This is a genomic window from Exiguobacterium sp. KKBO11, assembly GCF_001644945.1.
GTDB lineage: Bacteria > Bacillota > Bacilli > Exiguobacteriales > Exiguobacteriaceae > Exiguobacterium_A > Exiguobacterium_A abrahamii.
On record NZ_LUCU01000055.1, the window covers coordinates 13395 to 36455 of the forward strand.

Annotated in this window: 22 protein-coding genes and 1 pseudogene; 14 read left to right on the forward strand and 9 right to left on the reverse strand. The window is 47.7% G+C overall.

The window, feature by feature from the left end; translation table 11 throughout:
• Positions 1–203 precede the first annotated feature (203 nt).
• On the reverse strand, positions 204–1019 hold the full coding sequence (locus tag AYO36_RS14160) for a RecX family transcriptional regulator (RefSeq protein WP_064300788.1): 816 nt from the start codon (positions 1017–1019) through the stop codon (positions 204–206).
• Between the two features lie 132 nt (positions 1020–1151).
• Between AYO36_RS14160 and AYO36_RS14165 the strand changes: the two genes are divergently transcribed.
• From AYO36_RS14165 to AYO36_RS14195, 7 genes are all read left to right on the forward strand, one after another.
• Positions 1152–2060 (forward strand): TIGR01777 family oxidoreductase, encoded by a 909-nt coding sequence (locus AYO36_RS14165; protein WP_064300789.1) that lies wholly within the window; start codon positions 1152–1154, stop codon positions 2058–2060.
• Between the two features lie 18 nt (positions 2061–2078).
• Complete coding sequence (locus AYO36_RS14170) at positions 2079–3218, forward strand: amidohydrolase (RefSeq protein ID WP_064300790.1); 1140 nt, start codon at positions 2079–2081, stop codon at positions 3216–3218.
• Between the two features lie 230 nt (positions 3219–3448).
• Positions 3449–4009 (forward strand): GNAT family N-acetyltransferase, encoded by a 561-nt coding sequence (locus AYO36_RS14175; RefSeq protein ID WP_023467300.1) that lies wholly within the window; start codon positions 3449–3451, stop codon positions 4007–4009.
• 127 nt (positions 4010–4136) lie between these two features.
• Positions 4137–4820 (forward strand): response regulator transcription factor, encoded by a 684-nt coding sequence (locus AYO36_RS14180; protein WP_023467299.1) that lies wholly within the window; start codon positions 4137–4139, stop codon positions 4818–4820.
• Positions 4817–6211 carry a sensor histidine kinase gene (locus AYO36_RS14185; protein WP_023467298.1) on the forward strand — a complete coding sequence of 465 codons (1395 nt, stop codon included), beginning with the start codon at positions 4817–4819 and terminating at the stop codon, positions 6209–6211. The genes AYO36_RS14180 and AYO36_RS14185 overlap by 4 nt, the downstream gene beginning before the upstream one ends.
• Positions 6208–6774, forward strand: a complete 567-nt coding sequence (locus AYO36_RS14190; RefSeq protein WP_082874255.1) for a TVP38/TMEM64 family protein — start codon at positions 6208–6210, stop codon at positions 6772–6774. Before AYO36_RS14185 ends, AYO36_RS14190 begins: the two co-directional genes overlap by 4 nt.
• Positions 6775–6806: 32 nt before the next feature.
• Positions 6807–7685 carry an aldo/keto reductase gene (locus tag AYO36_RS14195; protein ID WP_064300791.1) on the forward strand — a complete coding sequence of 293 codons (879 nt, stop codon included), beginning with the start codon at positions 6807–6809 and terminating at the stop codon, positions 7683–7685.
• Between the two features lie 50 nt (positions 7686–7735).
• Here AYO36_RS14195 and rlmD read toward each other — a convergent pair whose 3' ends face one another.
• A complete protein-coding gene (rlmD, locus tag AYO36_RS14200; RefSeq protein WP_035398768.1) occupies positions 7736–9121 on the reverse strand; it encodes a 23S rRNA (uracil(1939)-C(5))-methyltransferase RlmD in 1386 nt (461 codons plus the stop codon).
• Between the two features lie 40 nt (positions 9122–9161).
• Positions 9162–9374, reverse strand: a complete 213-nt coding sequence (locus tag AYO36_RS14205) for an SE1561 family protein (protein ID WP_023467294.1) — start codon at positions 9372–9374, stop codon at positions 9162–9164.
• Positions 9375–9458: 84 nt separating this feature from the next.
• On the opposite strand from AYO36_RS14205, the gene yfkAB reads away from it, so the two are divergent.
• The 3 genes and pseudogenes from yfkAB to AYO36_RS14220 form a co-directional block, all read left to right on the forward strand.
• Positions 9459–10571, forward strand: coding sequence for a radical SAM/CxCxxxxC motif protein YfkAB (gene yfkAB, locus AYO36_RS14210; RefSeq protein ID WP_064300792.1), 1113 nt, complete (start codon positions 9459–9461; stop codon positions 10569–10571).
• A gap of 87 nt (positions 10572–10658) precedes the next feature.
• Positions 10659–10841 carry a hypothetical protein gene (locus AYO36_RS14215; RefSeq protein ID WP_023467292.1) on the forward strand — a complete coding sequence of 61 codons (183 nt, stop codon included), beginning with the start codon at positions 10659–10661 and terminating at the stop codon, positions 10839–10841.
• Positions 10842–10909: 68 nt separating this feature from the next.
• Positions 10910–12064, forward strand: a pseudogene (locus AYO36_RS14220) (MFS transporter); the annotation flags it as partial.
• A 41-nt stretch (positions 12065–12105) separates the two neighbouring features.
• On the opposite strand, the gene AYO36_RS14225 reads toward AYO36_RS14220, so the two are convergent.
• Positions 12106–12393, reverse strand: a complete 288-nt coding sequence (locus AYO36_RS14225) for a hypothetical protein (RefSeq protein ID WP_023467290.1) — start codon at positions 12391–12393, stop codon at positions 12106–12108.
• A 163-nt stretch (positions 12394–12556) separates the two neighbouring features.
• The gene (locus AYO36_RS14230) at positions 12557–13486 is read right to left on the reverse strand and encodes a DMT family transporter (protein WP_064300793.1); all 930 of its coding nucleotides are present in this window, start codon (positions 13484–13486) and stop codon (positions 12557–12559) included.
• A 185-nt stretch (positions 13487–13671) separates the two neighbouring features.
• On the opposite strand from AYO36_RS14230, the gene AYO36_RS14235 reads away from it, so the two are divergent.
• Positions 13672–15621: a heavy metal translocating P-type ATPase gene (locus AYO36_RS14235; RefSeq protein WP_064300794.1), complete on the forward strand. Its 1950-nt coding sequence runs from the start codon at positions 13672–13674 to the stop codon at positions 15619–15621.
• Positions 15622–15672: 51 nt separating this feature from the next.
• Here AYO36_RS14235 and AYO36_RS14240 read toward each other — a convergent pair whose 3' ends face one another.
• The 4 genes from AYO36_RS14240 to AYO36_RS14255 all read right to left on the reverse strand — a co-directional run bounded on the left by AYO36_RS14240 (position 15673) and on the right by AYO36_RS14255 (position 19109).
• Positions 15673–16581 carry a YihY/virulence factor BrkB family protein gene (locus AYO36_RS14240; protein ID WP_023467287.1) on the reverse strand — a complete coding sequence of 303 codons (909 nt, stop codon included), beginning with the start codon at positions 16579–16581 and terminating at the stop codon, positions 15673–15675.
• 86 nt (positions 16582–16667) lie between these two features.
• Positions 16668–17096, reverse strand: a complete 429-nt coding sequence (locus tag AYO36_RS14245) for an NUDIX hydrolase (RefSeq protein ID WP_064300795.1) — start codon at positions 17094–17096, stop codon at positions 16668–16670.
• 29 nt (positions 17097–17125) lie between these two features.
• Positions 17126–18037, reverse strand: coding sequence for a guanosine-inosine kinase (locus tag AYO36_RS14250; protein ID WP_058704971.1), 912 nt, complete (start codon positions 18035–18037; stop codon positions 17126–17128).
• A 178-nt stretch (positions 18038–18215) separates the two neighbouring features.
• Positions 18216–19109, reverse strand: a complete 894-nt coding sequence (locus tag AYO36_RS14255; RefSeq protein WP_064300796.1) for a 1,4-dihydroxy-2-naphthoate polyprenyltransferase — start codon at positions 19107–19109, stop codon at positions 18216–18218.
• 159 nt (positions 19110–19268) lie between these two features.
• On the opposite strand from AYO36_RS14255, the gene AYO36_RS14260 reads away from it, so the two are divergent.
• From AYO36_RS14260 to menH, 3 genes are read left to right on the forward strand one after another with little or no spacing between them, the layout of a single operon-like run.
• Positions 19269–20654: an isochorismate synthase gene (locus AYO36_RS14260; RefSeq protein WP_064300797.1), complete on the forward strand. Its 1386-nt coding sequence runs from the start codon at positions 19269–19271 to the stop codon at positions 20652–20654.
• Positions 20644–22287, forward strand: a complete 1644-nt coding sequence (menD, locus tag AYO36_RS14265; protein ID WP_082874256.1) for a 2-succinyl-5-enolpyruvyl-6-hydroxy-3-cyclohexene-1-carboxylic-acid synthase — start codon at positions 20644–20646, stop codon at positions 22285–22287. Before AYO36_RS14260 ends, menD begins: the two co-directional genes overlap by 11 nt.
• Entirely contained in the window at positions 22284–23060 is a 777-nt protein-coding gene (gene menH / locus AYO36_RS14270; RefSeq protein ID WP_064300799.1) for a 2-succinyl-6-hydroxy-2,4-cyclohexadiene-1-carboxylate synthase, read from the forward strand. The genes menD and menH overlap by 4 nt, the downstream gene beginning before the upstream one ends.
• Position 23061 lies beyond the last annotated feature (1 nt).

Sequence of the window (23061 nt, forward strand, 5' to 3'; positions counted from 1 at the left end):
TTCGTCTGCGCGCTCGGGAGACGAATCCCCTTGCTCGCACATGAAATGAATTACTTATACGTGCTCAAGAGTCTCCGTCGTATTCAGCTGTTGGATATGAGTGAAACCAATTGGCTTTTTCATAGGACGGTTCCTCCTTTTCTTAGTCTGTGCGTAGAATAGCACAATTGTCGGATAATTGTCAATTTTTCGTCTTGCTTTTATTACTCCGCCTCTTCTTCTTTGACTTGTTCGAGGACTTGAGCGGCTAGACCGTATGGAAATCCTTTTCGGACGAGTGCTTGCTTGACTTTTTGTTCGCGTTCGAACGGTTCAAGTTGTCGGTATTTCGGATAATACTTGCGCGCTTGATAAAGGGCCGCTTGTTCTTCTTCGTCACCTTCTTCAGCTCGAAACACCTCTTCAATGCCCGCTTTAATCAAATCGGACGAAAACCCACGCTGCATGAGCGTTAACTGCAACTTTTGTGTCAGTTCCCGCACGGAACGCCGTTGCAGCTCTTTTTGCTTTTGCCGCAAAAACTTCAGGACTTTTTCGTATTCCTCTTCATCCGTAAACGTCACGATCGCTTCATCAATCGCTGTCTTCGGTATCTTCAATGCCTCAAGGTCGCGGCGAATCCGTCCCGGACCTTGAGGTGTCGTCGCTTTTTTCGTTGCCGTATAAGCAAGTGCGAACTGTTGATCATCCAAATAGCGTTGCTCCGTCAATCGATCGATTGCATGTTTGATCGCATGCTCCGGTGTCTCTTTCTCTGTTAAATAGGCGACGACTTCACTCGTCGCCCGCATGCGGTACGATAAATGATTCAACGAGAGACGATACGCTTTTTGCTGTTCTTCAGCCGTTAACACTTCCTTGACGAAGTCGTCATCCAGTTCCTTATCGCGTTGTAGATTGTATTTAATTAAGATATCGACGTCTACGGCAAAGGCATATTCCTCTTTGCCATCGCGCTCGACATAGATGTTGAATCGTTCGCTGTTCTTTTTCTGCGTCGAGATCCGTTTGATCTTCATTTCGTTCCCTCCCCTAACCTGATTCGGTAGTTCTACGATATCATGAACAGGCAGGTCTATGTTTGAGTGAAACCATGGAACGGGAACAAATGGAAAGAAGCTACTTTTACTTATTTAGGGAGGATGGATTACATGAACATTGCGATTACCGGTGGAACCGGTATGATTGGTCAAGCCTTGACGAAACGTTTACTCGAGCAAGGACATCACATCTTTATCTTAACGCGTCATCCGAAAGCAAATGACGCGCATGTCACATATATCAAGTGGATGACAGAAGACGCAAAACCGGAACAGCACTTAGAAGGCGTCGATGCCTTTATTCATCTTGCTGGTGCTTCGATCAACGACGGACGTTGGACAGATGAACGCAAACGCGTCATTCTCGACAGTCGCGTCAGCACGACGAAGGAGCTCGTGCGAATCGTTGAAGCACTCGATCAAAAACCAAATGTCGTTTTATCTGCTTCTGCAGTTGGCATTTACGGACAAAATCGGCATCAAACCTTCTCTGAAGATCACCCCCTTCCACCGACCGCTGACTTCTTAAGTCATGTCTGTGTCGCGTGGGAAGATCTTGCCCGTCCGATTGCCGACGCTGGCATTCGACTCGTCCATCCACGAATCGGTGTCGTCTTAACGAAAGCCGGTGGCGCTTATCCGTTAATGCGCCTGCCTTATGTCTTGTTTGGTGGTGGGACGATGGGCGACGGAAAACAGTGGGTCTCCTGGGTCCACATCGATGATTTAGTCGATTTATTCCTATTCGCACTTGAGACCCCGACAGTCGAAGGACCGCTGAACATCACTGCGCCTCACCCGGAGACGATGCGGCGTTTTGGACAGACAATCGGAAAAGTCTTACATCGCCCACACTGGCTCCCGGCGCCACGCTTCGCGTTAGAGCTCGCACTCGGTGAAAAGAGTACGATTGTACTAGAAGGAGCTCGTGTCATCCCGAAAAAAGCGCTCGAAAACGGATACAAGTTTCGGTATGCTGAACTAAAGGATGCATTGCGAGCAATCGAGCATTCAAACTAGTACAGGGGTGGACGATACTTGGATATCTTAATTCGAAATGCACATATCTATCCGATTACTTCGGACAGTTTTTACGGGGACATCCGTATTCGTGATGGAAAAATCATTGAAATCGGTGAATTACTGGATCATTTAGACAACGATCAAGTCATTGAAGCAGAAGGTCACTTTTTATTGCCCGGTTTCATCGATGCCCACACGCATCTCGGATTATATGACGAAGGCACCGGAACCGTCGGAAATGATGCGAATGAGACGATTTTCGCGATGACTCCTCATCTGCGTGCCATTGATGGCGTCTATCCGCTGGATGAAGGCTTTAAGGAAGCCGTCGAACATGGGATCACGACCGTTCAAGTCATGCCTGGTAGCATGAACATCATCGGTGGCGTCACGAGTGTCATCAAGACGCACGGACGGTTCATCGATGATATGATTCTTCGAAAGTATGCGGGTCTGAAGGTGGCGCTCGGTGAAAACCCGAAGCGTGTCCATAGTGCTGGTCGTGCCGGTGAACTGACACGGATGGGCATCATGGGGATGTTGCGCGAAGCCTTTCTTGAAGTTCGGACACAACGAGTTTCCGAAACGTTCGCCCATCAGATGATCAAACGGGTCCTTGATCATAAAATGCCGCTTCGTGTACATGCGCACCGAGCAGATGATATCCTTTCTGCCATCCGTTTTGCGGAAGAGTTCGATCTTGATTTACGTATTGAACATTGTACCGAAGGTCATCTCGTCGCAAAAGAGATGGAGTTGCTACCGATCGAAAAAGTGACGGTCGGACCCACCTTCACGCGAAAGTCTAAAATCGAACTGAAGAATAAGACATGGGAAACGTACCGGATTCTTCATGAGCATGGTCTCGAAATCTCGATTACGACCGATCATCCGTACACTCCTGTCCAGTACTTGAATCTCTGTGCCGGTCTAGCTGCACGAGAAGGTCTACCAGTCGATGTCGCCTTGCGCGCGATCACGATTCATCCAGCCCGCTCGCTCGGTGTGGACGATCGCGTCGGATCGATCGAGGTCGGAAAAGACGCGGATCTCGTCCTATGGAGTCACTTCCCACTCGACTATTTAGCGAAGCCGCTCATGACGATGATTGACGGAAAAATCATTTTTGAACACGCTCAACTGAACTTGACTTAACCCCACCCCCGCCAGGTGTTTTTTGCACCTTTCGGGGGTTTTAGACGCTTACGGAAAACATCTTGTTTTTGTATCTTTTTTCACAAAAATTATTTTCTTGCAATTTTAAAAAAAGAAGGTAATATTATCTTATCCGACAACTGAAGAAGGCATACCATGCGCGGTTCAAACGAGTCAGACAGGTAGCTTTCGACAATCATTCTTGCGGTCCTAAAAGGAGGAATGGAAGTATGCTCAAGCAACGGGAGCTGAGCGACTGCGCTGATTTGTTCGAACTGATGCAGCATCAAGACGTATATCCGTACGTCCGCCAAAAAACACGGTACTTTGATGAATTTCTGTTTACTACAAAGCAGGCAATCGAAGAGGAAGAACGTGGTGAAATCGTATCACGTACCATCCTAGATGAATTCGATCAACCGATTGGTACGATTAGTTTACTCGATATCGAAGGACAATATGGGTTTCTCGGTACATGGTTAGGTAAACCGTATCATGGTAAAGGATACAATCATTTAGCGAAAGAAGCCTTCTTCTCTGAGCTGTTCTTCGAGCTTGGATATGAGAGTGTCTTCATGAAAATTCGCAAAAGCAATATTCGGTCACAAAAAGCAGCTGAAAAATTGCCGTATGCGTTCTGTGCGGATGAGTTGCGCCCTGCGCTTCTTGAGCAATTGAATGCCGGTGAGACACAGTTCACCCTATATGAAGTCTCTAAATCTAGTTTCCACATGTACATTCATGGTCGGGAACTCGAAACACTATACGATCACCAACAACTCGAAGCATGAGAGCCTTGTCTCTCATGCTTTTTTGTGTCCACGCATGCGCTTCTAAAGTTTGAAATGGTATGATAAATAAGAAAACTCATCTTTATGGAAGAAACACTTTCTTCTACAGGAAATGGAGCGAAGACTAATGCCAGAATCGTTTAACATTCTCGTAGTAGATGATGAAGCACAAATGCGTGACCTTCTCGTCTCGAATCTTGAAAAAGAACACTACACGACGATGACAGCTTCTAACGGACAAGAAGCGATCCATCTCATTCAACAAAATACATTCCATCTCGTTCTACTCGATGTCATGATGCCGGAAATGGACGGCTTGACAGCATGTATGCGCATCCGTGAATTCTCAAACGTTCCGATCATCATGCTGACGGCACGTTCGGATGAACTCGATCGCATTCACGGGCTGAAAATCGGAGCTGATGACTATATTACAAAACCATTCAGCCCTCGAGAACTGCTTGCTCGCATCGAAGCGACGCTTCGTCGTTCTCACCGCTTTACAGTTGATCAATCGGCTACTTTAACGCTCGGAATGCTCGAACTCGATACCGAAAGTCGGAGTGTCCACGTCAATGGCAAACCGGTCAGTCTGACGCGTAAGGAATTTGATTTGTTGCATCTGTTCGCTCAAAACAATGATAAGGTCTTTTCTCGTGAACAGTTACTCGATCAAATCTGGGGTGCGGATTATATCGGGAACTTACGGACGGTCGATACACACATCAAAACACTTCGCTTAAAGCTCGGGGAAGCTGGTGGCTCGATTCAAACGGTCTGGGGCATCGGTTATAAATTCGAGGAAGTATGATTAAGCGCTATACGATCCGGCGCCGGATTTGGATCACGATTTGGTTCACAAGCGTTTTTTCCGCTATTTTATTCGTCCTGCTGACGTTCTATCTCTACGACCGGTTCTATCTTCAAACGCAGGAAGATATCTTATTGAACCGAGGCGAAAAGCTGATCAACATTTATGAATCTGAAGGATTATCTGGTGCTTTTTACGATGGAATGACTTATACGAATGAGTTGACGGAATCGAAAGTCTTCTTTATCGATTTCCTGAAGAAAAATCCAGCTGGACTGCGCTTTTTGACGAATGCGGATATCGAAGAACTTCGAAACGGTGAAACCGTCGTCTCCAGTCGGACCCATCCGATTGAAGGAACGGACATTTTGATGACCGGATTTCCGATCATCGAAAACAATCGACTGGTCGGTACATTGATTTTATATCTAGAACTCGGTCAAATCAGTGAACCATTCCGCCCACTCCGCCTGATGATCTTCTTCATGATCGGACTGATCGTCTTGAATCTCGTCATCTTCGGACGACAAATCATCGATACGATCATCCGTCCGTTGATCGACATGAAGCGCGCCTCGACTGTTTATGCACAAGGTGACTTTGATTATCGGATTCCGATTCAATCGGACGATGAGATCGGGGAACTCGCAGAAACATTAAATAAGATGGCGGAATCGCTCGGAGAAGTCGACGAGCAGCGGAAGGAGTTCCTCGCGAACGTCAGTCATGAATTGCGGACACCGCTCTCCTACATCCGTGGCTATACGGAGATGATGCAGGATGATTCGCTCGAGGAAGAAAAGCGTGCGCAGTATTACCAAATCATCGAGCGGGAAACGGAGCGTCTGCAACGTCTCGTCAATGATTTGCTAGATCTCGCTCAACTTGAACGCGATTCCTATCCGATGTCGAAACAACCACTTGTCTTCAGCCAAGTACTTGAAGATGTCATTTACCGGATGGAACCCATCGCCCAGTCAAAAGGAGTCACGTTCGTGATGAATCTCGATCCGGATCAAATCGTCTTAGGCGATACAGACCGCCTTGAGCAAGTCTTCGGCAATTTACTCGATAACGCCTTACGGTACACACCGCCTGGTAAACAGATTTTCTTATCGACTGAAACGATCGGCGACCGGACGCATTGTCTTATCCGGGACGAAGGAGAAGGCATTCCGGAAGAGCATCTTGATCGACTGACAAAACGTTTTTACCGTGTCGATAAATCACGGACGCGTAAAGATGGCGGAACCGGTCTTGGTCTTGCCATCACGAAACACATCATCGATCGTCATGATGGGACAATCCGGTTCGACTCCGTTCTTGGAGAAGGAACGACTGTCCACATCGAGTTACCGCTTCTTCCGGATGAAGAGGATGGATTCGAATGATGGAACATCATGTCATCCAAACCTTTGAACTCTTCGGACCGTTCGCTCCGTTCGTTAGTGTCTTAGTCGGCGTCGTCGTCAGTGTACTTGGTGTCCTACCGAGTACGTTCGTCACCGCTGCGAATCTCGTCTATTTCGGTCTATGGATGGGCACATTGCTCTCTTTCATCGGTGAAGTCCTAGGTGCGGTTTGTGCGTTTCTACTTTACCGAAAAGGACTGCGGTATGCCCTTCGTCGCCCACTTCCGGATCGATTCGCTCGTTTGCAACAAAAACTACAAGCACAACAAGGACGCGAAGCTTTTTTGACGATCATCTTGCTGCGGCTGTTACCGTTCGTCCCGTCTGGCATCGTCAACATCGTCAGTGCTGCTAGTGGTATTTCCATCCTACTTTTCCTGACTGCGAGTACGATCGGAAAAATTCCAGCCATGTTAATCGAAGTGTTCGCCGTCCATCAGTTCATGCAATCCTCATCCATCATCCAATGGTCGATTGCAGGCGTGGCACTCGTTGGTTATCTGGCCTATCGTATTCAACAAAAACGAGCATCATCGATATAAAACTACAGGTTTTCTGAAAGGAAGTATCGTTCATGGAGTTAAGACGTTTTGGAACATCCGACCTACTCGTATCCCCGCTTGGGTTCGGAGCTGGTCACATCGGCGCAGAACAGATGACGGATCGCGAAGCAGTTTATTTACTCGAACAAGCACGTGATCTCGGCATCAATCTGATCGATACAGCACGCGGCTATGGCTTATCGGAGCAACGCGTCGGACAATTTCTAAAGAATCGTCGTCACGACGTCATTCTGTCGACGAAAGTCGGCTATGATGTTCCCGGTACGCAGGACTGGACCTTTGAAGCGGTCCATGGTGGCATCGATCAAGCCTTACAGACGATGCAAACGGATTATCTCGACATCGTACACCTCCATTCTTGTAGTCGAGAAATTCTCGCCCAGGGAGATGTCATCGAAGCGCTTGACCAAGCAAAACAAGCTGGAAAAGTCCGCGTCATCGCTTATTCCGGTGATCGGGAAGACTTAACATATGCTATCGAAACGAATCGCTTCGACAGTTTCCAAACGTCATTCAATCTATTTGATCAACGTGTCGATGAAGTCCTGCCCACCCTTCTAGATCACGGTGTCATCGCCAAGCGTCCAATCGGTAACGCCCCGTGGCGATTCACGGAGCGTCCGGTCGGACAGTACGTCGAGCCCTACTGGGAACGTGCGCAACAACTCGCTTATCCACTCGAGGAATCGAGTTGGCTTGAAACTGCCCTTCGTTTCACGGTCTTTGAGCCAGGGATCACGACAGCCATCATCGGTACGTCTCGACCAGAACACCTCGCTTTGAATCAGCAATTAATTGAGCGCGGTCCACTTCCTGCTGATCGTGTTGCCCGGTTGAAGGAACGCTTCGCTGAGTGTGACGCGACGTTCGGTTATCTTTCGCAAACATGATAAAAAGCCTGTATGTCCACTCGTTCAAAGAGTGCATACGGGCTTGTTACTTAGAACTTTTTCTTTTTCTTTTTTTCGAGCACGACGATCGCTTCGACGTGCGCTGTTTGTGGGAACATATCGTACGGTTGAATGTACGATACCTTGTATCCCGCTTTCATCAAGTGATCGCAATCGCGCGCAAGCGTCTGCGGGTTACACGAGACATAGATGATTTTTTTCGCTTTAGACGAGATCATCGCGTTCAACAATTGTGTATCGCAACCTGAGCGTGGTGGGTCGACGATGAAGACATCTGGAATCCAGCCTTCCTTTACCCAACGCGGAATCCAGGCTTCTGCCTTACCGACGACGTAGTGGGCATGGTCGAATCCGTATTGCTTCATGTGCGCATTGGCATCTTCGACAGCTTCTTCAATGATTTCCATGCCGCGGACTTCTTTTGCTCCTTTAGCGATCCAAAGTCCGATTGAACCAACACCTGCGTATGCATCAACGACACGTTCTTCGCCTGTCAAAGCAGCAGCACGCGCAATTTCTTCATACATCCGCTCTGCTTGTTCCGGATTCAATTGGAAGAAGGCACGCGGAGACAATTGATACGTGAATTCCCCCATCTCTTCCTCGATCCGTTCAACGCCACGCAAGACTTCCGTCTCTTCTCCGAAGACACGTGATGTCAACTTATCATTGATGTTCAGTGCAACCGAGACGACACCTGGAATGTCCATGATATCGCGCGATAAGCCCTCTAGATCACGGAAGCCGTCTTTAAAGGCAACGAGCACGACTTGAATTTCGCCCGTTTTGATTCCTGTCCGGACGACGATATGGCGCATGACACCGTCTTGTTTTGATGCATGGTAAACGGGTACTTTATAGTCATTGAGTAATTTCGTGACAGCTTGGTTGACGCGAAGCGTATCCTTATTTTGGACGACACAATCATCGATCGCGACCAAACGATTCGAATTCGCAGAATAGAGACCGCTAACGATTTCATTGCCTTGTTTACCGACGACGAATTGCGACTTGTTGCGGTATCCCCACTCCTTCGAACCGATCGTCGGGCGGATATCGGCTTTTTCGACATTCAACTTCGTTGATTTCAAGAAAGCGTTGCGAAGCATTTCTTCCTTATAACGCAATTGTCCATCGTAACTCATGTGTTGTAATTGACAGCCCCCACAGACACTATAGACCGGACAAAGTGGAGTAACACGGTCTGGTGAACGATCGTCACGCTTTAAGATTTTTGCATTCGCATAGTTCGCATGAATTTCCGTGATCTCGATCTGTGCCGTCTCACCGACGAGTAGACCTGGGATGAAGACGATTTGTCGTTCAAGTGTTGCGATCCCTTCACCGTTGATTCCCATTCGTAAACAAGTGACCGAACGGACCTCACCCGTCTGTAATTTGATTTTTGTTGCCATTGATTTCATCCTTTCTCTTTACGCAAATGAAAAAGCGGTCTCAATCTACCGCTTTTTTCGTTTCTTCTTGTTCTTTCATATCCTTCGCATATCGAACGACCTTCGCCTTGAGTTGATCCAGTGATACGATTAGTCGTTCCAAATCTTCGATATCTGATGATTCATCGAGTGAATCGATTGTATGACAGAGAAGCTGCATTCTTGATTTTAGCACATTCATTTGACCAAGTTTATCAGTTCTTGCTTTTCCCATTATTCAGACTTCCTTTCTTCCGCTGGATTCCGACGTTATTTTAGCATACGATACGAAGTGGAGCACTAAAAAGGAGGAGTATCTATGTCACATTCATCACCCATCACGATTGCGAACGATCCGTGGGAAGCTTATCGCGACATTGAACAATACGGCACGGTCCGTTTGACGAACATTGAAGTCACGACAACAAAACTGTGTAACATGCGCTGCGAACATTGCGCCGTCGGTTACATGTTATCCAGTAGCGAGTCACCCGAGATTCCAGTCGAGCTACTTATTCAACGTCTGGATGAAATCGAACATCTGCGTGCCTTCTCAATCACCGGCGGCGAACCGATGCTTTCAATGAAGTCCATCAAGGAATATGTCGTCCCTTTACTTAAGTATGCCCACGAACGTGGTGCTAAAACCCAAATCAACTCAAATTTAACACTTCCGTTATCTCGCTACGAATTAATCATTCCTTATCTAGATATCTTGCACATCTCACATAACTGGGGAACAGCTGATGATTTCATCGATGGTGGCTTTGCGATGATGGAACGAAAACCGTCACGTGAAGCACGGACGAAGCTTTTCGAGACGATGAAAGAGAATGCCCGTGTTCTAAATGCACGTGGTGTCATCGTTTCTGCAGAGACGATGATCAATAAACGGACATTACCACACCTTGAAGCGATTCATAAGGAAATCGTCGACATGGGGTGTGTCCGCCACGAGGTGCATCCGATGTACCCCGCTGACTTCGCGTCGATGATCGAAGCAGCTAGCTTGCCCGAAATTCGCGACGGGATCCATCGTTTGCTTGACGTCCGGGATCCGAACGTCTGGATGTTATTCGGAACACTCCCCTTCTATGCTTGTTCGATGGAAGAGGCGGATTTAGAACTTCATCGTCGCTTGCGTCAAGAGAAAAACGTCTCTGTTCGCAATGACCCTGATGGACGTTCCCGTCTCAACGTCAACATCTTTGATGGCGAGATCATCGTGACGGATTTCGGTGACGAACTTGCTTCGCTAGGTACGATTCATGAGACATCCTTCAATGATGCTTATGCTGAGTGGCAAGAGACAGAACTGAATAAAAGCTTGTCATGTCACTGCCCTGCGGTGCAATGCCTTGGACCGAACGCGCTTGTGAAAAACGCATATTACCCTGAGATTGATTTCACAAAACAGTCCAGCCGGCTTTAAAACTAAAAAAAAGGTTTTGAACGATGGCATCCCGGGAAAAATGTCACAAAGTAGACACATTCTGTTTTTCTAAAAGGGGTGACCGGGATGGAATGGCTCGTAGGTATTGTCGCAATCATCGGTACGTTCAGTATGGTCTTGTTCGTCATGATGGTTGGTATTCGCGCTTCACACAGCATCGAACATGATGAAGTATTCGACCAGACAGACTGGGACGAACATCTTCTGCATATGCCGCGTCCGACACGTTTTGAACAAGAAAATAAATGAAGCACGCCCCGGTCTCCCGTTTCATAGACCGGGGCGTGTTATGCTAAAAGAAAAAAGAAAGGTCGTCGTTACTTGTGTCACGTCGTTTTGCTCTTATCTTATCGATCGTCTTCATTTCCGGATTCACGCAAGGTCTGCTGATTCCACTGTTATCCATTTTACTTGAACGCCAAGGAACCCCCGCTTTCATCAACGGTCTCAGCGCTGCCGTTCTCTATATCGGTGTCATCGTCGCCGCCCCTCTCATGGAAGGTCCACTACGACGACGTGGTTATATTCCGGTCATCTCGTTTGGACTCGCTCTTGTTGCAGTGGCGGTTTTCTTATTTCCACTCCTTCCAAGCGTCATTGCTTGGATGATTTTACGGTTCCTAGTCGGATTTGGTGATCAGACGTTACACTATGGATCACAGGTTTGGGTGACGTCCATTACCCCAAATGAACGGTTAGGACGAACGATGTCACTATACGGGATGGCATTCGGTCTCGGTTTTGCTCTCGGTCCTCTTGCGGCACCTCTCGTCGATGTCATCAACTGGCTACCATTCGTGTTGACTGGTACATTGACTGTCATCGTCCTGATCTTGTTATCGCGTATGCCGAACGAAAAACCGTCCTCCGTCATGCCGGAGGAGCTGCAAAGCGCCGCCTCACGGTATAAACTTGTCCTATCAACTGCTTGGTTCACGTTACTTCCTGGCTTTACATATGGTTTTCTCGAAGCCACACTGAATGCCAGTTTTCCCGTTTTTGCGACGCGTAACGGGTACGGTCTATCTGAGACGAGTACCTTGATCACGACATTCGTCGTCAGCTCGTTGATCATGCAACTTCCACTTGGACGACTTGCTGATCACTTCGGAAAACGTCGGACGTTAGTAACCGTTCTTTCGATTGGCTCCGTTGCTTTCCTTATCGCTTGCTTCGTCTTCGAACGATACGGTTGGTTATTCGCGATTTTTGCTATTAGCGGGATGGCACTTGGCTCGACGTACTCGCTCGGTGTCGCCTATATGACGGAACAGTTACCGCGACACCTTCTTCCGACGGGCAACTTGCTTGCAGGGATTGCCTTTAGTCTTGGTTCGATCCTTGGACCGATTGCTGGCAGCTTGTTCGTTCTGCTTCCAGCTATGCTTTATTTCAGTCTATTCGTTCTGGTTCTAGCGACACTTGCGTTTCTCTTACGATATGCGAAACGTCACGAATCATCCCGGATCTAAAACAAAGGATCTTGCGCTAATGATGCGCAAGATCCTTTGTTTTATTTCACGATTCCTTCTTGCCGAAAACTCCGCCAGAGCTTATCGTCGATCGCATACGGCTGTTCTTTTGCACGCTTCAGCTCTTCTGTCTCGAGCAGCACGACGACCTCTCGACCGTTGATTGACCACACTGAATCGTAACCTCTCTCCGCCTCGATGATTTCCACATCCACATCTCCATGGGTTTCCTTCAACTGCTGACTGACGCACGTTACGACGAACCGGGCAAACTCATCACGTGGACGACGAGTGGCAATGATCTTTCGAACGATCTCATTCCGTTCCATTCGTTTTCATCTCCTTCCGTTTTATAGTCGCACTAGCCTTTCAGACAAGGCCGAATCGGTCTTCACTTGACCGTACAGAAAAAAGCCGAACGGGTCGGCTTGAGCAACGAACGATTGGGAGTTACTTTGATTGAAACTATTTTTGCACGATTCTGAATCTTCGTCAACCTCGCTTTTGAAACCATACAGGAAGGTACGTCGAGACTAAAATACCACTGACGACGAAGAGTAACCCAAGCAACGCTTGCGGTGGAATCGTCTCGCCGAGAATCAAGGCCGATAAACTGACACCATAGATCGGTACGAAGAACATGAACAACGACACTTTACTGACTGGATTATATTTCATTAGTAAGTTCCAAAGCGTAAATCCAGTCGCTGATAAGAAGGCAAGATACACGAGCATCCAAGCACTTGTCGTTGAAAAGGTAAACGGTGCGACATGACCATCGAGAATGACTCCTGCGATAAAGAGACCGATTGATCCAATGACCATCGCCCATCCTGTCATCGGCGCCACCGGATAACGTGCTGAGTATTCTTTCGCGATCAAGTTACCGAACGCCCCGGAAACCATTGCCGCAATCAACAGCCCTTCCCCTATACCGAACGAGACACCTTGTCCACCTTGCGGCCAGTTGGCCAAGATGACACCTGTGAATCCAAGGAATAAGGCGAGTCCTTTAAATCGATTCAGTCGATCGTCTTCGTATCGAAAATGAGCAAGTAACATCTGGAAGAATGAGGTCGATCCAGCGATGATTGATCCTTGCACTCCCGTCGATAAGGAGAGACCAATATAGAAGAAGACATACTGCAAGAACGTCAAAAAGAAGCCGAGACGACTATAGGCATAGGTCCGCTCCTTCAGTGTAATCGTCTGTTTGAAGACGAAGACACTGACGACAAGTAATAACACACCTGCTAAAAAGAAACGATAGCTTGCAAACAGCAATTGCTCTCCGTATTCCGAAGATGTGATCTGTAATAAGTCATAACTTTTTTTAATGAAGGGAAATGCACTGCCCCACAAAAAAGTCGTCATTAACGCAAAGACGACGAGTCCAATCCGATGGGTTAAAATTTTTTGCATCTTTCTAGTTCCTTTCCTGTTCCTTTTCACTGAAGCATGGTATAGTAATTCTACAGATAATAATAATTATAATCTAGAGACAATGAAACTCATTATCAATCAGTTAAACTCATTGATATATCACATTCTCATTCTCTTTCTATAATGATTTCATTTCTCATTTACATTTTGAAAGGAGTTTTAATATGACGACTTCCACTACTACCGATGTTCAACAGCGTTCCGTATTCCGTCATGCTTGGGATGAGCATCACGAATTGATTCTAGCATTGTTTAGCGGAATATTGATTTTAGTTGCTTACGGACTTGAAAAATTCAATGCGGCATCTGCCGTATATGTCACATTGTACTTATCGGCTTATGTAATCGGAGGATATGCGAAAGCAAAGGAAGGATTGACGGAGACGTATCAAGAAAAAACGTTGAATGTTGAATTGTTGATGATTTTAGCAGCTATCGGTGCTGCTGCTATCGGCTACTGGATGGAAGGTGCGATCCTCATCTTCATCTTTGCGTTATCCGGTGCCCTTGAGACATACACGATGAATAAGAACGAACGTGCCTTGCAAAGCTTGATGTCCTTACAACCAGAGGAAGCAACACGTCTGAATACAAACGGTCAACTCGAAGTCGTCGGAATCGAACAATTAGCGATTGGTAACCTCGTCTATGTTCGTCCTGGGGAACGGATTCCGGTTGATGGTGTCATCGTACGCGGTCAAGCCGCGATCGAAGAAGCATCGATTACAGGAGAATCGATTCCGGTTGAAAAACAAACAGGTGATACCGTTTATAACTCGACTGTCAACATGAATGGTGTCTTGACGATTGAGATGACGAAAGCTGCTGACGAATCGTTGTTCCAAAAAATCATTCATATGGTCCAAAACGCACAAAGTGAACAGTCTCCATCTGCTCAGTTCATCGAACGTTTCGAAAGCCGTTATGTCAAAATCGTCCTCCTCGTCGTTGCACTAATGATGGTCCTCCCTCATTACGTCGTTGGCTGGACATTTGAGACAAGTATTTACCGCGCGATGATTCTTCTCGTCGTCGCCTCACCTTGTGCCCTTGTTGCGTCGATTACACCTGCTGCCTTATCTGCAATTGCCGCATCTGCGAAAAATGGCGTTCTTTTTAAAGGAGGCGCCCACATTGAGACGCTCGGTCAAGTCGATACGATCGTCTTCGATAAAACGGGAACACTGACAACAGGGAAACCCGTCGTCACTGAAAGTCGTTACGCGGAAGGCATGGACGTCCGAACAGTCCAACAAGCGGTCGCTTCCATCGAAGCGCAGTCGAACCATCCACTCGCACAAGCAATCGTCGATCACTTAAAAACCGATGTCCGCGAACCATCAACGTTTAAAGATGTGACAGGATACGGGATTGAAGCAACTGTCGATGGTGTCACGTATCGTATCGGTAAACGGGCGTTCCATGATGGTTTAGACGATCCATTCGTCGCGATCGAACAGTCATTGAAAGAGCAAGGGCATACGATCGTTTATGTCAGCAATGGAGCACAGATCGTAGCGCTTTATGCGTTACGTGATACGATTCGTCCGGAAGCCAAAACAGCGATTGCTGCCTTAAATGATCTCGGCATCGCAACGATCATGTTAACTGGTGATAATCCGGTCACGGCAGCTGCTATTTCGCGTGAAGCAGGATTAACGGATTTCGTCGCTGAGTGCCTACCGGAAGATAAAGTCCGCTACATCAAACAATACCAAACAGAAGGTCGGACCGTCGCGATGGTCGGTGACGGCATTAACGATGCCCCAGCCCTTGCATTAGCACATGTCGGGATTGCGATGGGTGAAGGAACGGACGCTGCGCTTGAGACCGCTGACGTCGTCTTGATGAAAAATGATTTAGGTCGTCTTGCCTATGCTGTGCATAAAGCCCGGAAGATGAACCGGATCGTCAAACAAAACATCACGCTTGCGATCGGTGTCATTCTCTTATTGATCGTATCGAACTTGTCACAATTCTTGATCATGCCGTTCGCTGTCGTTGGACACGAAGGATCAACGATTCTCGTCATCCTGAACGGTTTACGCCTTCTTCAACAGGATGCTTTACCAAGTCTTCCACAGCGTTCATCTGAAAAACGATTAGCTGCTTAACACGAAAAAACGTCTGATTGCCGGAAGGCAGTCAGACGTTTTTTCGTATCTTCATCCGAACGTATTCGTCGGAATCGCATCAAGTTCAGCTTGTTCCTTCAAGCGTTTCTCTTCCATCTTCTTTGGATCCGCTTTTTTCATGAATCGTTCCCATGATGCGTTCAATTCAGAACCGAGTAAGATGATCAGCCCTGTGAAGTAGAGCCATAATAACAAGATGACGACACTACCGAGCGAACCGTACGTTTGATTGTAATTCGAGAAGTTCGAGACGTAAAATCCGAATCCAACCGATAATAATTGCCAGACGATGACACCAAAAACGGCTCCTGGAATTGCTTCTTTGAATGTAATCGGGCGCTTTGGTGCGACGCGGTAAAAAATCGACAGGATACCAATCAATAGAATCGTCGACACGACATACCGTAAGACCGTCAGTAGGATTTTTTGCCCCATATCGATCGGCAGGACGAAATTGGCAAGATACGTGATGATCGGACCACCGAGAACATTCAAGACGATCAGCAACAACATCCCGATTCCGAGCACGATTGTGAGCAACAAGGCAATCCCACGTGCTGCGACAAAACCACGGGGAGAGAAGTCTCCATAGGCATGGTTCGCCGTCGTGATCAAACGATCGACTCCTTTTGAGGCGGACCAGACGGCAAGAATCGCACCGATCGATAACAATCCACCTTGTGGTTCCTTGATAGCTTGGAAAATCGTATCGGTGAATGTGTTGACGGCTCCACCTGGCGCTAAGTCGCGAATTTGTGATTCGAGCGTCTGACGATCGATGTCAAAGAAAGATAAGACGGAAATGACGAAAATGATACCTGGGAAAATGGATAAAAACCAGTAATAAGCGAGTGTCCCTGCATAATCCGTGATGTTATGATCGGACATTCGTTGCTTTAAGTTCAGGGCAAGCCCTTTTGGATCGCGTGAATGCGCCATCGTCATCTCTCCTTCATGAAAAAGAGGCAGTCGAAGACCACCTCATTGTTTTAATATACTTTTCCCATTTTATTTCAACTAAAACCTCATTCGTTTTCAGAAAGGATCAATCCATAGAATGGTTCTGTCATTTCTGCCAGCTGTTTGGCAAGTGACGGTGGACGAATCGGTAACGAAGGTAGCTCCGAACGCTTGATCCAGACCGGTGTATAACCCGATCCTTCCTCTTCGAACTCTTCACCCGTACCCGTGCCAAAGCGACCCCCAATTGTTTTCGCCCAAAAATAAGGATTGTCGAATCCATTAAAACGGACGATGGCGGCAATACCGGTCAACTCCACATCGATTCCAAGTTCTTCATGTGCTTCACGAATCGCTGTTTCTTCTAACGATTCTCCGTTATCTTTCCCACCGCCTGGAAAGACATAATACGTTTCGTTCGGTTTATCCCGTCGGATCAACGCAATTTCATCCTGTTCGTTTCGTAAAATGATTGCACTTCGTTGAATCGGCATGACGCCACCTCCCCTTTTATCATTTCTACTTATCGAAGAGCATCCAGCATTTCAGGAACGAGTCCGTTTTCTGTCGAAGCGATGACTTCCGCTGCAACCTTCATGCCAAGCTTCAAGGCTTCTTCTGCCGGTCTCTCTTGTGTCAATTCAGACAAGACAGCAGAGAAGAATGAGTCGCCTGCTCCCGTTGAGTCAACGACCTTCACTTTTTTCGTTCCGACGTGACCTGATGTCGCTGTACGACGATCAACGTAGACCGCCCCGAGTTCACTCATCGTCACGACCGTGAATGGAGCACCTTTTTTCGCTAGCTCATTTGCTACATGAATCGCATCTTCAACCGTCACGATCGACAGATCAGACAGAATTTCCGCCTCTTCTCGGCTACAAATGAATCCAGTGAACCCTTGTAGCAGATGACGATTTCGTTCGATGACGCTCAAGTGACCACAAACACCAAACAACGGCAACTCCATTTTGCGACATAAATGAATCAAACGTTCTAAGACCGTAACGGACAAATCAAGATCGATTGCAACGGCATCGACTCCATCGAGTGCATAGACCGATTGACGTAAAATCGCCTCTTCGAGCAACTTCGCATCCGGTTGTTTCGAGATCGATGTTTGCAAATCACCTTCGTTATCCATGACAGCTAGCCACATGCCCATTCCATGATCTTCTAACATTTCGACATGATCCACATTTGCACCGTAAGATTTCAGCTCATCGAGCACTCCCACGCCAATCTGATCATTCGTAACCGTCGAGATAAAGCGAACTTCATTCCCGAGGACGGCTAGATTTTGTGCTACGTTGCGTCCTGTTCCTCCATTTGAAAACGTGATGTCTCCTACGTTTTTCGCATCCTTATGCAAAGGAGCGAACGAAGTTCCTTTTATGTCGACGAATACTTTTCCGATTACCGCGATTTTATTCATTTCAGTTCCACCTCTAACCATATTTCCTGATTTCCGACCTTGTTTGATCTTTCAGGCACATTGCTTCAATTATAGTAAAATTTTAAATCAGTGACAACCGAAGTACTTTTTTTCTAACTGTTCGCTATCTTCACGTTAAAAAAGCAGCAAGCGGATCGCCTGCTGCTTTGATTAAAGATTAGATATTCGCGATCACGAGACTGATTGCGAGTAAGAGTCCGAAAATCGTGTTCACTTTACCGGTCTGTGCCATGCCAGGCATCAGCTTTTCCGGTGGCAAGTCTTCCCAGAAGAGACGGACCGCTTTGATCATGAGCGGAATACTCAATAACGCGAGTAACGCAAACCATGAGACTTCGAATGCGAGTACAGCAATAATGAGAGACAGGACAGCTGCCGCAAAAAATCCGATCAAGACGTACACGGCACGGCGATGTCCGACGAGACAGGCAATCGTTTTTCGTCCGTTGACCTTATCATTATCCAAGTCCCGAATGTTATTCGCAAGTAGGATTGAACCAATCAAGATGGCGACTGGTACCGAAATCGCAACGGCTTCTGTCGGAACATAACCAATTTGCAAGTACGCCGAAATCGCGATGATGATATACCCCATGAAAAAGCCTGCAACGACTTCTCCAAACGGTGTATAGGCAATCGGAAACGGTCCTCCTGTATAGATATATCCGACGAACATCGAAATGAGTCCTACGACAAGTAACCACCACGATGTCTCGATGCACAGATACACACCGAGTAATGCCGAGATGCCATACAATGTAAGTGCGAACGCTAGAATCGTCCCCGGCTTGAATCCGTCACGAACGATCGATCCACCGATTCCGACCGACTCCTCCGTATCTAAACCACGTTTGTAATCGTAGTATTCATTGAACAGATTCGTTGCGATTTGAATCAACATCGATGCGATCAACATCGCCACGAACAAATCCAAGCGTATCGATTCCACGCGTGGTGCGACAACTGCCGTACCGACGACGACCGGAACAAAACTTGCTGTCAGTGTATGCGGTCGTGTCATTCGCCAATAGACAGCGATTGATTTATTCATATAATAACCCCTTTCCTGTCTAAGTGTATCGGGTTTCGTTTTTTGCTGTCAATGTTCAATCCAAGATAGCTTATTCCTTCTTTTTTGTCCGCAAAAAGTTTACACTTAGATTAAGTGAAACATATCACAGTATCTACAGACTAGGGGGCAATGAGCGGTATGGCTTACGCTCAACAAGAGCTAAAACAGTGTATCGAACAGGCCGTCAGTCAGGCGAACGCCTCACAACGACCTATACTCGCTTCGTATTCATGGGAAATCGAAGCAACTGACATGCGTTCCCTCGAACAGGGTATCGAGGAACGATTTTATTTCGCGACACCTGATCGCTCGATGCGGGCCATCGGGTTTGGCATCGTACAACAACTTCAGGCTTCAGGAACGGATCGTTTTTTACGAATTCAATCGCAATGGGCAAACTTGAATCGCGATCATGTCGGTCATGATTTATTTGCGTTCAGCGGATTTTCGTTTACCGAACTTAAACAACCGGATTATCGTTGGTCTTCCTTCGGAGACGCTTCGATGACGATTCCGAAGTTTTTATTTCTAGAACAAGATGGCAAGACACGTGTGACGATTTTTGCTCGCGTCGAGCCAATGGATCAAGTCGATTCTATCTTAAATGAACTCTCACTCGATTTCGCCAAAGTCAATCAACCGCAACCATCGACTGCGGCAGGCGTCACGCGCTTACGACTATCGCGAGATGGGAATGAAGCCTTTGAAGCTTCGTTCCATCAAGCTATGCACTACTTGGAGACGACACTTGAAAAAATCGTCCTGGCGCGCGAAGTCGTCTATGAGCTGGATCGTCCACTCGACGTAGCCGCTGTCGTCGCTGAACTCGAAGATACGCAGCCCGGCAGCTACGTCTTCTGTTTCCAACCAAATCCGGAAGAAGCCTTTATCGGCGCTACACCGGAACGACTCGTCTTAAAACGTGGACGTCGTCTTGAAACGGCAGCCGTCGCTGGTTCTGCACCACGCCACGCAACGGATGAGATGGACGAAGCACTCGGTCAATCGTTATTACAAGATCAAAAGAATCGGGTGGAGCACGGAATCGTCGCGGATTCGATCGAACGGACATTATCTGTTTTTTCAGAGGAACTGGATTGTCCGGATACGCCGATTCTCTTGAAGAATCGCCATATTCAACATCTTTATACACCGATCACAGCTCATTTAAAAGAAGATGTGACGTTATTCCAATTAATCGAAAAACTGCATCCGACACCTGCGCTTGGAGGCGAACCCAAGCAGTTAGCAGTCGATGCTATCCAAGAAATTGAGACGTTCGAACGAGGATGGTACGGTTCACCTGTTGGTTGGATGAACGGACAGGATGACGGGGAATTCATCGTTGCCATTCGATCTGGATTGTTTACAGAACGGGCGGTCATTCTTTACGCCGGTTGCGGTCTCGTCGAAGGCTCTCATCTCGATAGTGAACTGGCAGAGACGGAAACTAAACTATCACCGATGGTACAAGCACTTGGACACATCGGTTCGATTGAAAAGGATGATATTTATGTTGACTAAGTGGATGCACACGTTAATTGATACGCTCGTCGCTTCTGGTGTCCGGGACTTCGTCATCAGTCCCGGTTCCCGTTCGACACCACTTGCCATTGCTGCTTTTCTGCATCCTTCTAGCCGTACCCACGTCCTTGTTGACGAACGGTCGGCTAGTTTTTTTGCTTTAGGTCTAACACGGACGGAAGAACGCGTTCGTCCCGTTGCGTTGATTTGTACAAGCGGTACCGCTGCAACGAACTATTATTCAGCAGTGACCGAAGCGAATATTTTTGAACTTCCGCTGATCGTCTTGACCGCCGATCGACCACATGAATTACGGAATGTCGGTGCGCCACAAGCTATTGATCAGGTTGGTCTGTACGGGAAGCAGGTTCGGCATGCGTTTGATCTTCCGTTAGCAGAAGAAGCGAGCCTTCCTTACGTCGCTCATGTTGCACAACGTGCAACCCTACTCTCTCTGACGGAACCAGCTGGCCCGGTTCAAATCAATGTTCCGTTACGTGAACCGCTCGTGCCGGAACTCGATCTCTTACGGACAGGGCGTCCGGTCGGTGTTTTACCTGAACCGACACCGGGCGTAAACAACGCTTTAGCGACCGCACTTCAAGAAGAGCGTCTTCTTTTTGTGCTTGGACCACAACTTACTGCGGCGGACAGTCAGGTTGTCATCTCGTATGCGAAACAAGCAGGGATTCCGGTGTTGGCGGATCCACTCAGTCAAGGACGACAATCGCATGATGCTCACGTTTTTGCCTATTACGATACATGGCTCAAACATCCCGCTACCGCTCAGCACGTCCGACCAGACCGAATCATTCGTTTCGGTGCTATGCCGACGTCAAAACCTTATCTGCTTTGGTCTCGGGAGATTCCGACGACGGTCGTCGGTCATCCAGGAAACTGGCGCGATCCACAGCTTCATTCGGATTTCGTAATTGGTCACGCGCGACAACTCGCGCATCATGAATCTGTTCCGCACGACCCTGCGTATCTGACACTGTTGCAACAGGCGGAGCGACGCGTCGCCGCTGCTTTTGCGACAATCGATCAAGAGGAGATGACGGAATATAACGTCGTCCGTGCATTGGCGACGTTACAGGACGGAAGTCTCTTTGTTTCGAACAGTATGCCAATCCGGGATGTCGATACGTTCCTACCGACAGGAACATCCCTTCGTCTACTCGCGAACCGAGGAGCGAACGGAATTGACGGCATTCTCTCAAGCGCTCTAGGAGCAACGTTTGATGCCACACATCGCTACTTACTCGTCGGTGACTTGGCGTTCATTCATGATATCAACGGTCTGATGACAGCACGGACGCTTCCGTTAACGATCATTCTCGTCAACAATGCAGGTGGTGGTATCTTTAGCTTTTTACCGCAACAACGACTTGAGCAAGAGGTATTCGAACCACTCTTCGGTACACCTCAGCATCTCGACTTCGCTTCTCTCGCTTCCGGATACGGTGTAACCTATCAGGCGATCGATTCCATTGCCGCGTTACGTCAAGCACTTGCGGAAGAGACGAACGTCACTCGGATTCTTGAAGTCAAGACGACACGAACAGAAAACGTACAGATGCACCGTTCGATCTGGGACGTGACGCATCATGCGTTAGCCGAGGTGTTCCAATGATTTTGCGTGGGCATACGTATCATGTGAAAATCGAGGGATCGGGTCCACCGCTCCTATTGCTTCATGGTTTTACAGGCTCCCTCTCGACGTGGGACATGCTAAGTGAGCATTTATCGACTCACTTCACCGTCTATCGCCTCGATTTGATGGGACATGGAAAAACGACACCGGCGTCTGAGCAACGAATGCGTTTGACGCAACAGGTCAAGGATCTCGAGGCACTGCTCGCTATGCGATCCGAGCCATGGATCGTCCTCGGATATTCGATGGGTGGACGAATCGCTTTAATGCTGAGCGTCGTCTCTGAGCAAATCGCTCGGACGATCGCTGTTAGTACGACACCGGGTATCGAGACGGCAATCGAGCGAAAAGTACGTCGTACATCGGATCGATTGCTTGCGGAGCGACTCGAAAAAGGCGGACTCGAAGCTTTCATCGATCACTGGGAGACACTTGGACTATTTAAACCCCAAGCCCTTCTCCCGGAATCGCAACGTACGCGACTGCGTCAGGAGCGCCTGTCCCAAACGGTGGAAGGTCTGAGTGCTTCGTTACGTGCACAAGGTACAGGAAGCATGCCATCCCTATGGTCATGCCTTCCGAAAGAGATTGATTGGATCGTCGGGGCAGAGGATGAAAAATTCCGTGCCATCGCTTCACGAGCGGCATCACCTGAAAAAATTCACGTGATTTTGCACGCTTCGCACGCCCCACATATCGACCAACCGCAAAAGTTTGTTACAATGGTAGAGAATCTACTTATTCATTACTAAC

Bases quoted from the DNA above. Each gene is read 5' to 3' on its own strand.
- AYO36_RS14240 (WP_023467287.1), bottom strand. From the start codon at position 16,581: ATGGCGCATTCACGCGATCCAAAAGGGCTTGCCCTGAACTTAAAGCAA.
- AYO36_RS14230 (WP_064300793.1), bottom strand. From the start codon at position 13,486: ATGCAAAAAATTTTAACCCATCGGATTGGACTCGTCGTCTTTGCGTTA.
- AYO36_RS14190 (WP_082874255.1), top strand. From the start codon at position 6,208: ATGATGGAACATCATGTCATCCAAACCTTTGAACTCTTCGGACCGTTC.
- menD (WP_082874256.1), top strand. From the start codon at position 20,644: ATGTTGACTAAGTGGATGCACACGTTAATTGATACGCTCGTCGCTTCT.
- AYO36_RS14160 (WP_064300788.1), bottom strand. From the start codon at position 1,019: ATGAAGATCAAACGGATCTCGACGCAGAAAAAGAACAGCGAACGATTC.
- AYO36_RS14225 (WP_023467290.1), bottom strand. From the start codon at position 12,393: ATGGAACGGAATGAGATCGTTCGAAAGATCATTGCCACTCGTCGTCCA.
- AYO36_RS14180 (WP_023467299.1), top strand. From the start codon at position 4,137: ATGCCAGAATCGTTTAACATTCTCGTAGTAGATGATGAAGCACAAATG.
- menH (WP_064300799.1), top strand. From the start codon at position 22,284: ATGATTTTGCGTGGGCATACGTATCATGTGAAAATCGAGGGATCGGGT.
- AYO36_RS14205 (WP_023467294.1), bottom strand. From the start codon at position 9,374: ATGGGAAAAGCAAGAACTGATAAACTTGGTCAAATGAATGTGCTAAAA.
- AYO36_RS14245 (WP_064300795.1), bottom strand. From the start codon at position 17,096: ATGCCGATTCAACGAAGTGCAATCATTTTACGAAACGAACAGGATGAA.
- AYO36_RS14255 (WP_064300796.1), bottom strand. From the start codon at position 19,109: ATGAATAAATCAATCGCTGTCTATTGGCGAATGACACGACCGCATACA.
- AYO36_RS14175 (WP_023467300.1), top strand. From the start codon at position 3,449: ATGCTCAAGCAACGGGAGCTGAGCGACTGCGCTGATTTGTTCGAACTG.
- AYO36_RS14260 (WP_064300797.1), top strand. From the start codon at position 19,269: ATGGCTTACGCTCAACAAGAGCTAAAACAGTGTATCGAACAGGCCGTC.
- AYO36_RS14235 (WP_064300794.1), top strand. From the start codon at position 13,672: ATGACGACTTCCACTACTACCGATGTTCAACAGCGTTCCGTATTCCGT.
- AYO36_RS14250 (WP_058704971.1), bottom strand. From the start codon at position 18,037: ATGAATAAAATCGCGGTAATCGGAAAAGTATTCGTCGACATAAAAGGA.
- AYO36_RS14165 (WP_064300789.1), top strand. From the start codon at position 1,152: ATGAACATTGCGATTACCGGTGGAACCGGTATGATTGGTCAAGCCTTG.
- AYO36_RS14195 (WP_064300791.1), top strand. From the start codon at position 6,807: ATGGAGTTAAGACGTTTTGGAACATCCGACCTACTCGTATCCCCGCTT.
- yfkAB (WP_064300792.1), top strand. From the start codon at position 9,459: ATGTCACATTCATCACCCATCACGATTGCGAACGATCCGTGGGAAGCT.
- AYO36_RS14185 (WP_023467298.1), top strand. From the start codon at position 4,817: ATGATTAAGCGCTATACGATCCGGCGCCGGATTTGGATCACGATTTGG.
- AYO36_RS14215 (WP_023467292.1), top strand. From the start codon at position 10,659: ATGGAATGGCTCGTAGGTATTGTCGCAATCATCGGTACGTTCAGTATG.
- rlmD (WP_035398768.1), bottom strand. From the start codon at position 9,121: ATGGCAACAAAAATCAAATTACAGACGGGTGAGGTCCGTTCGGTCACT.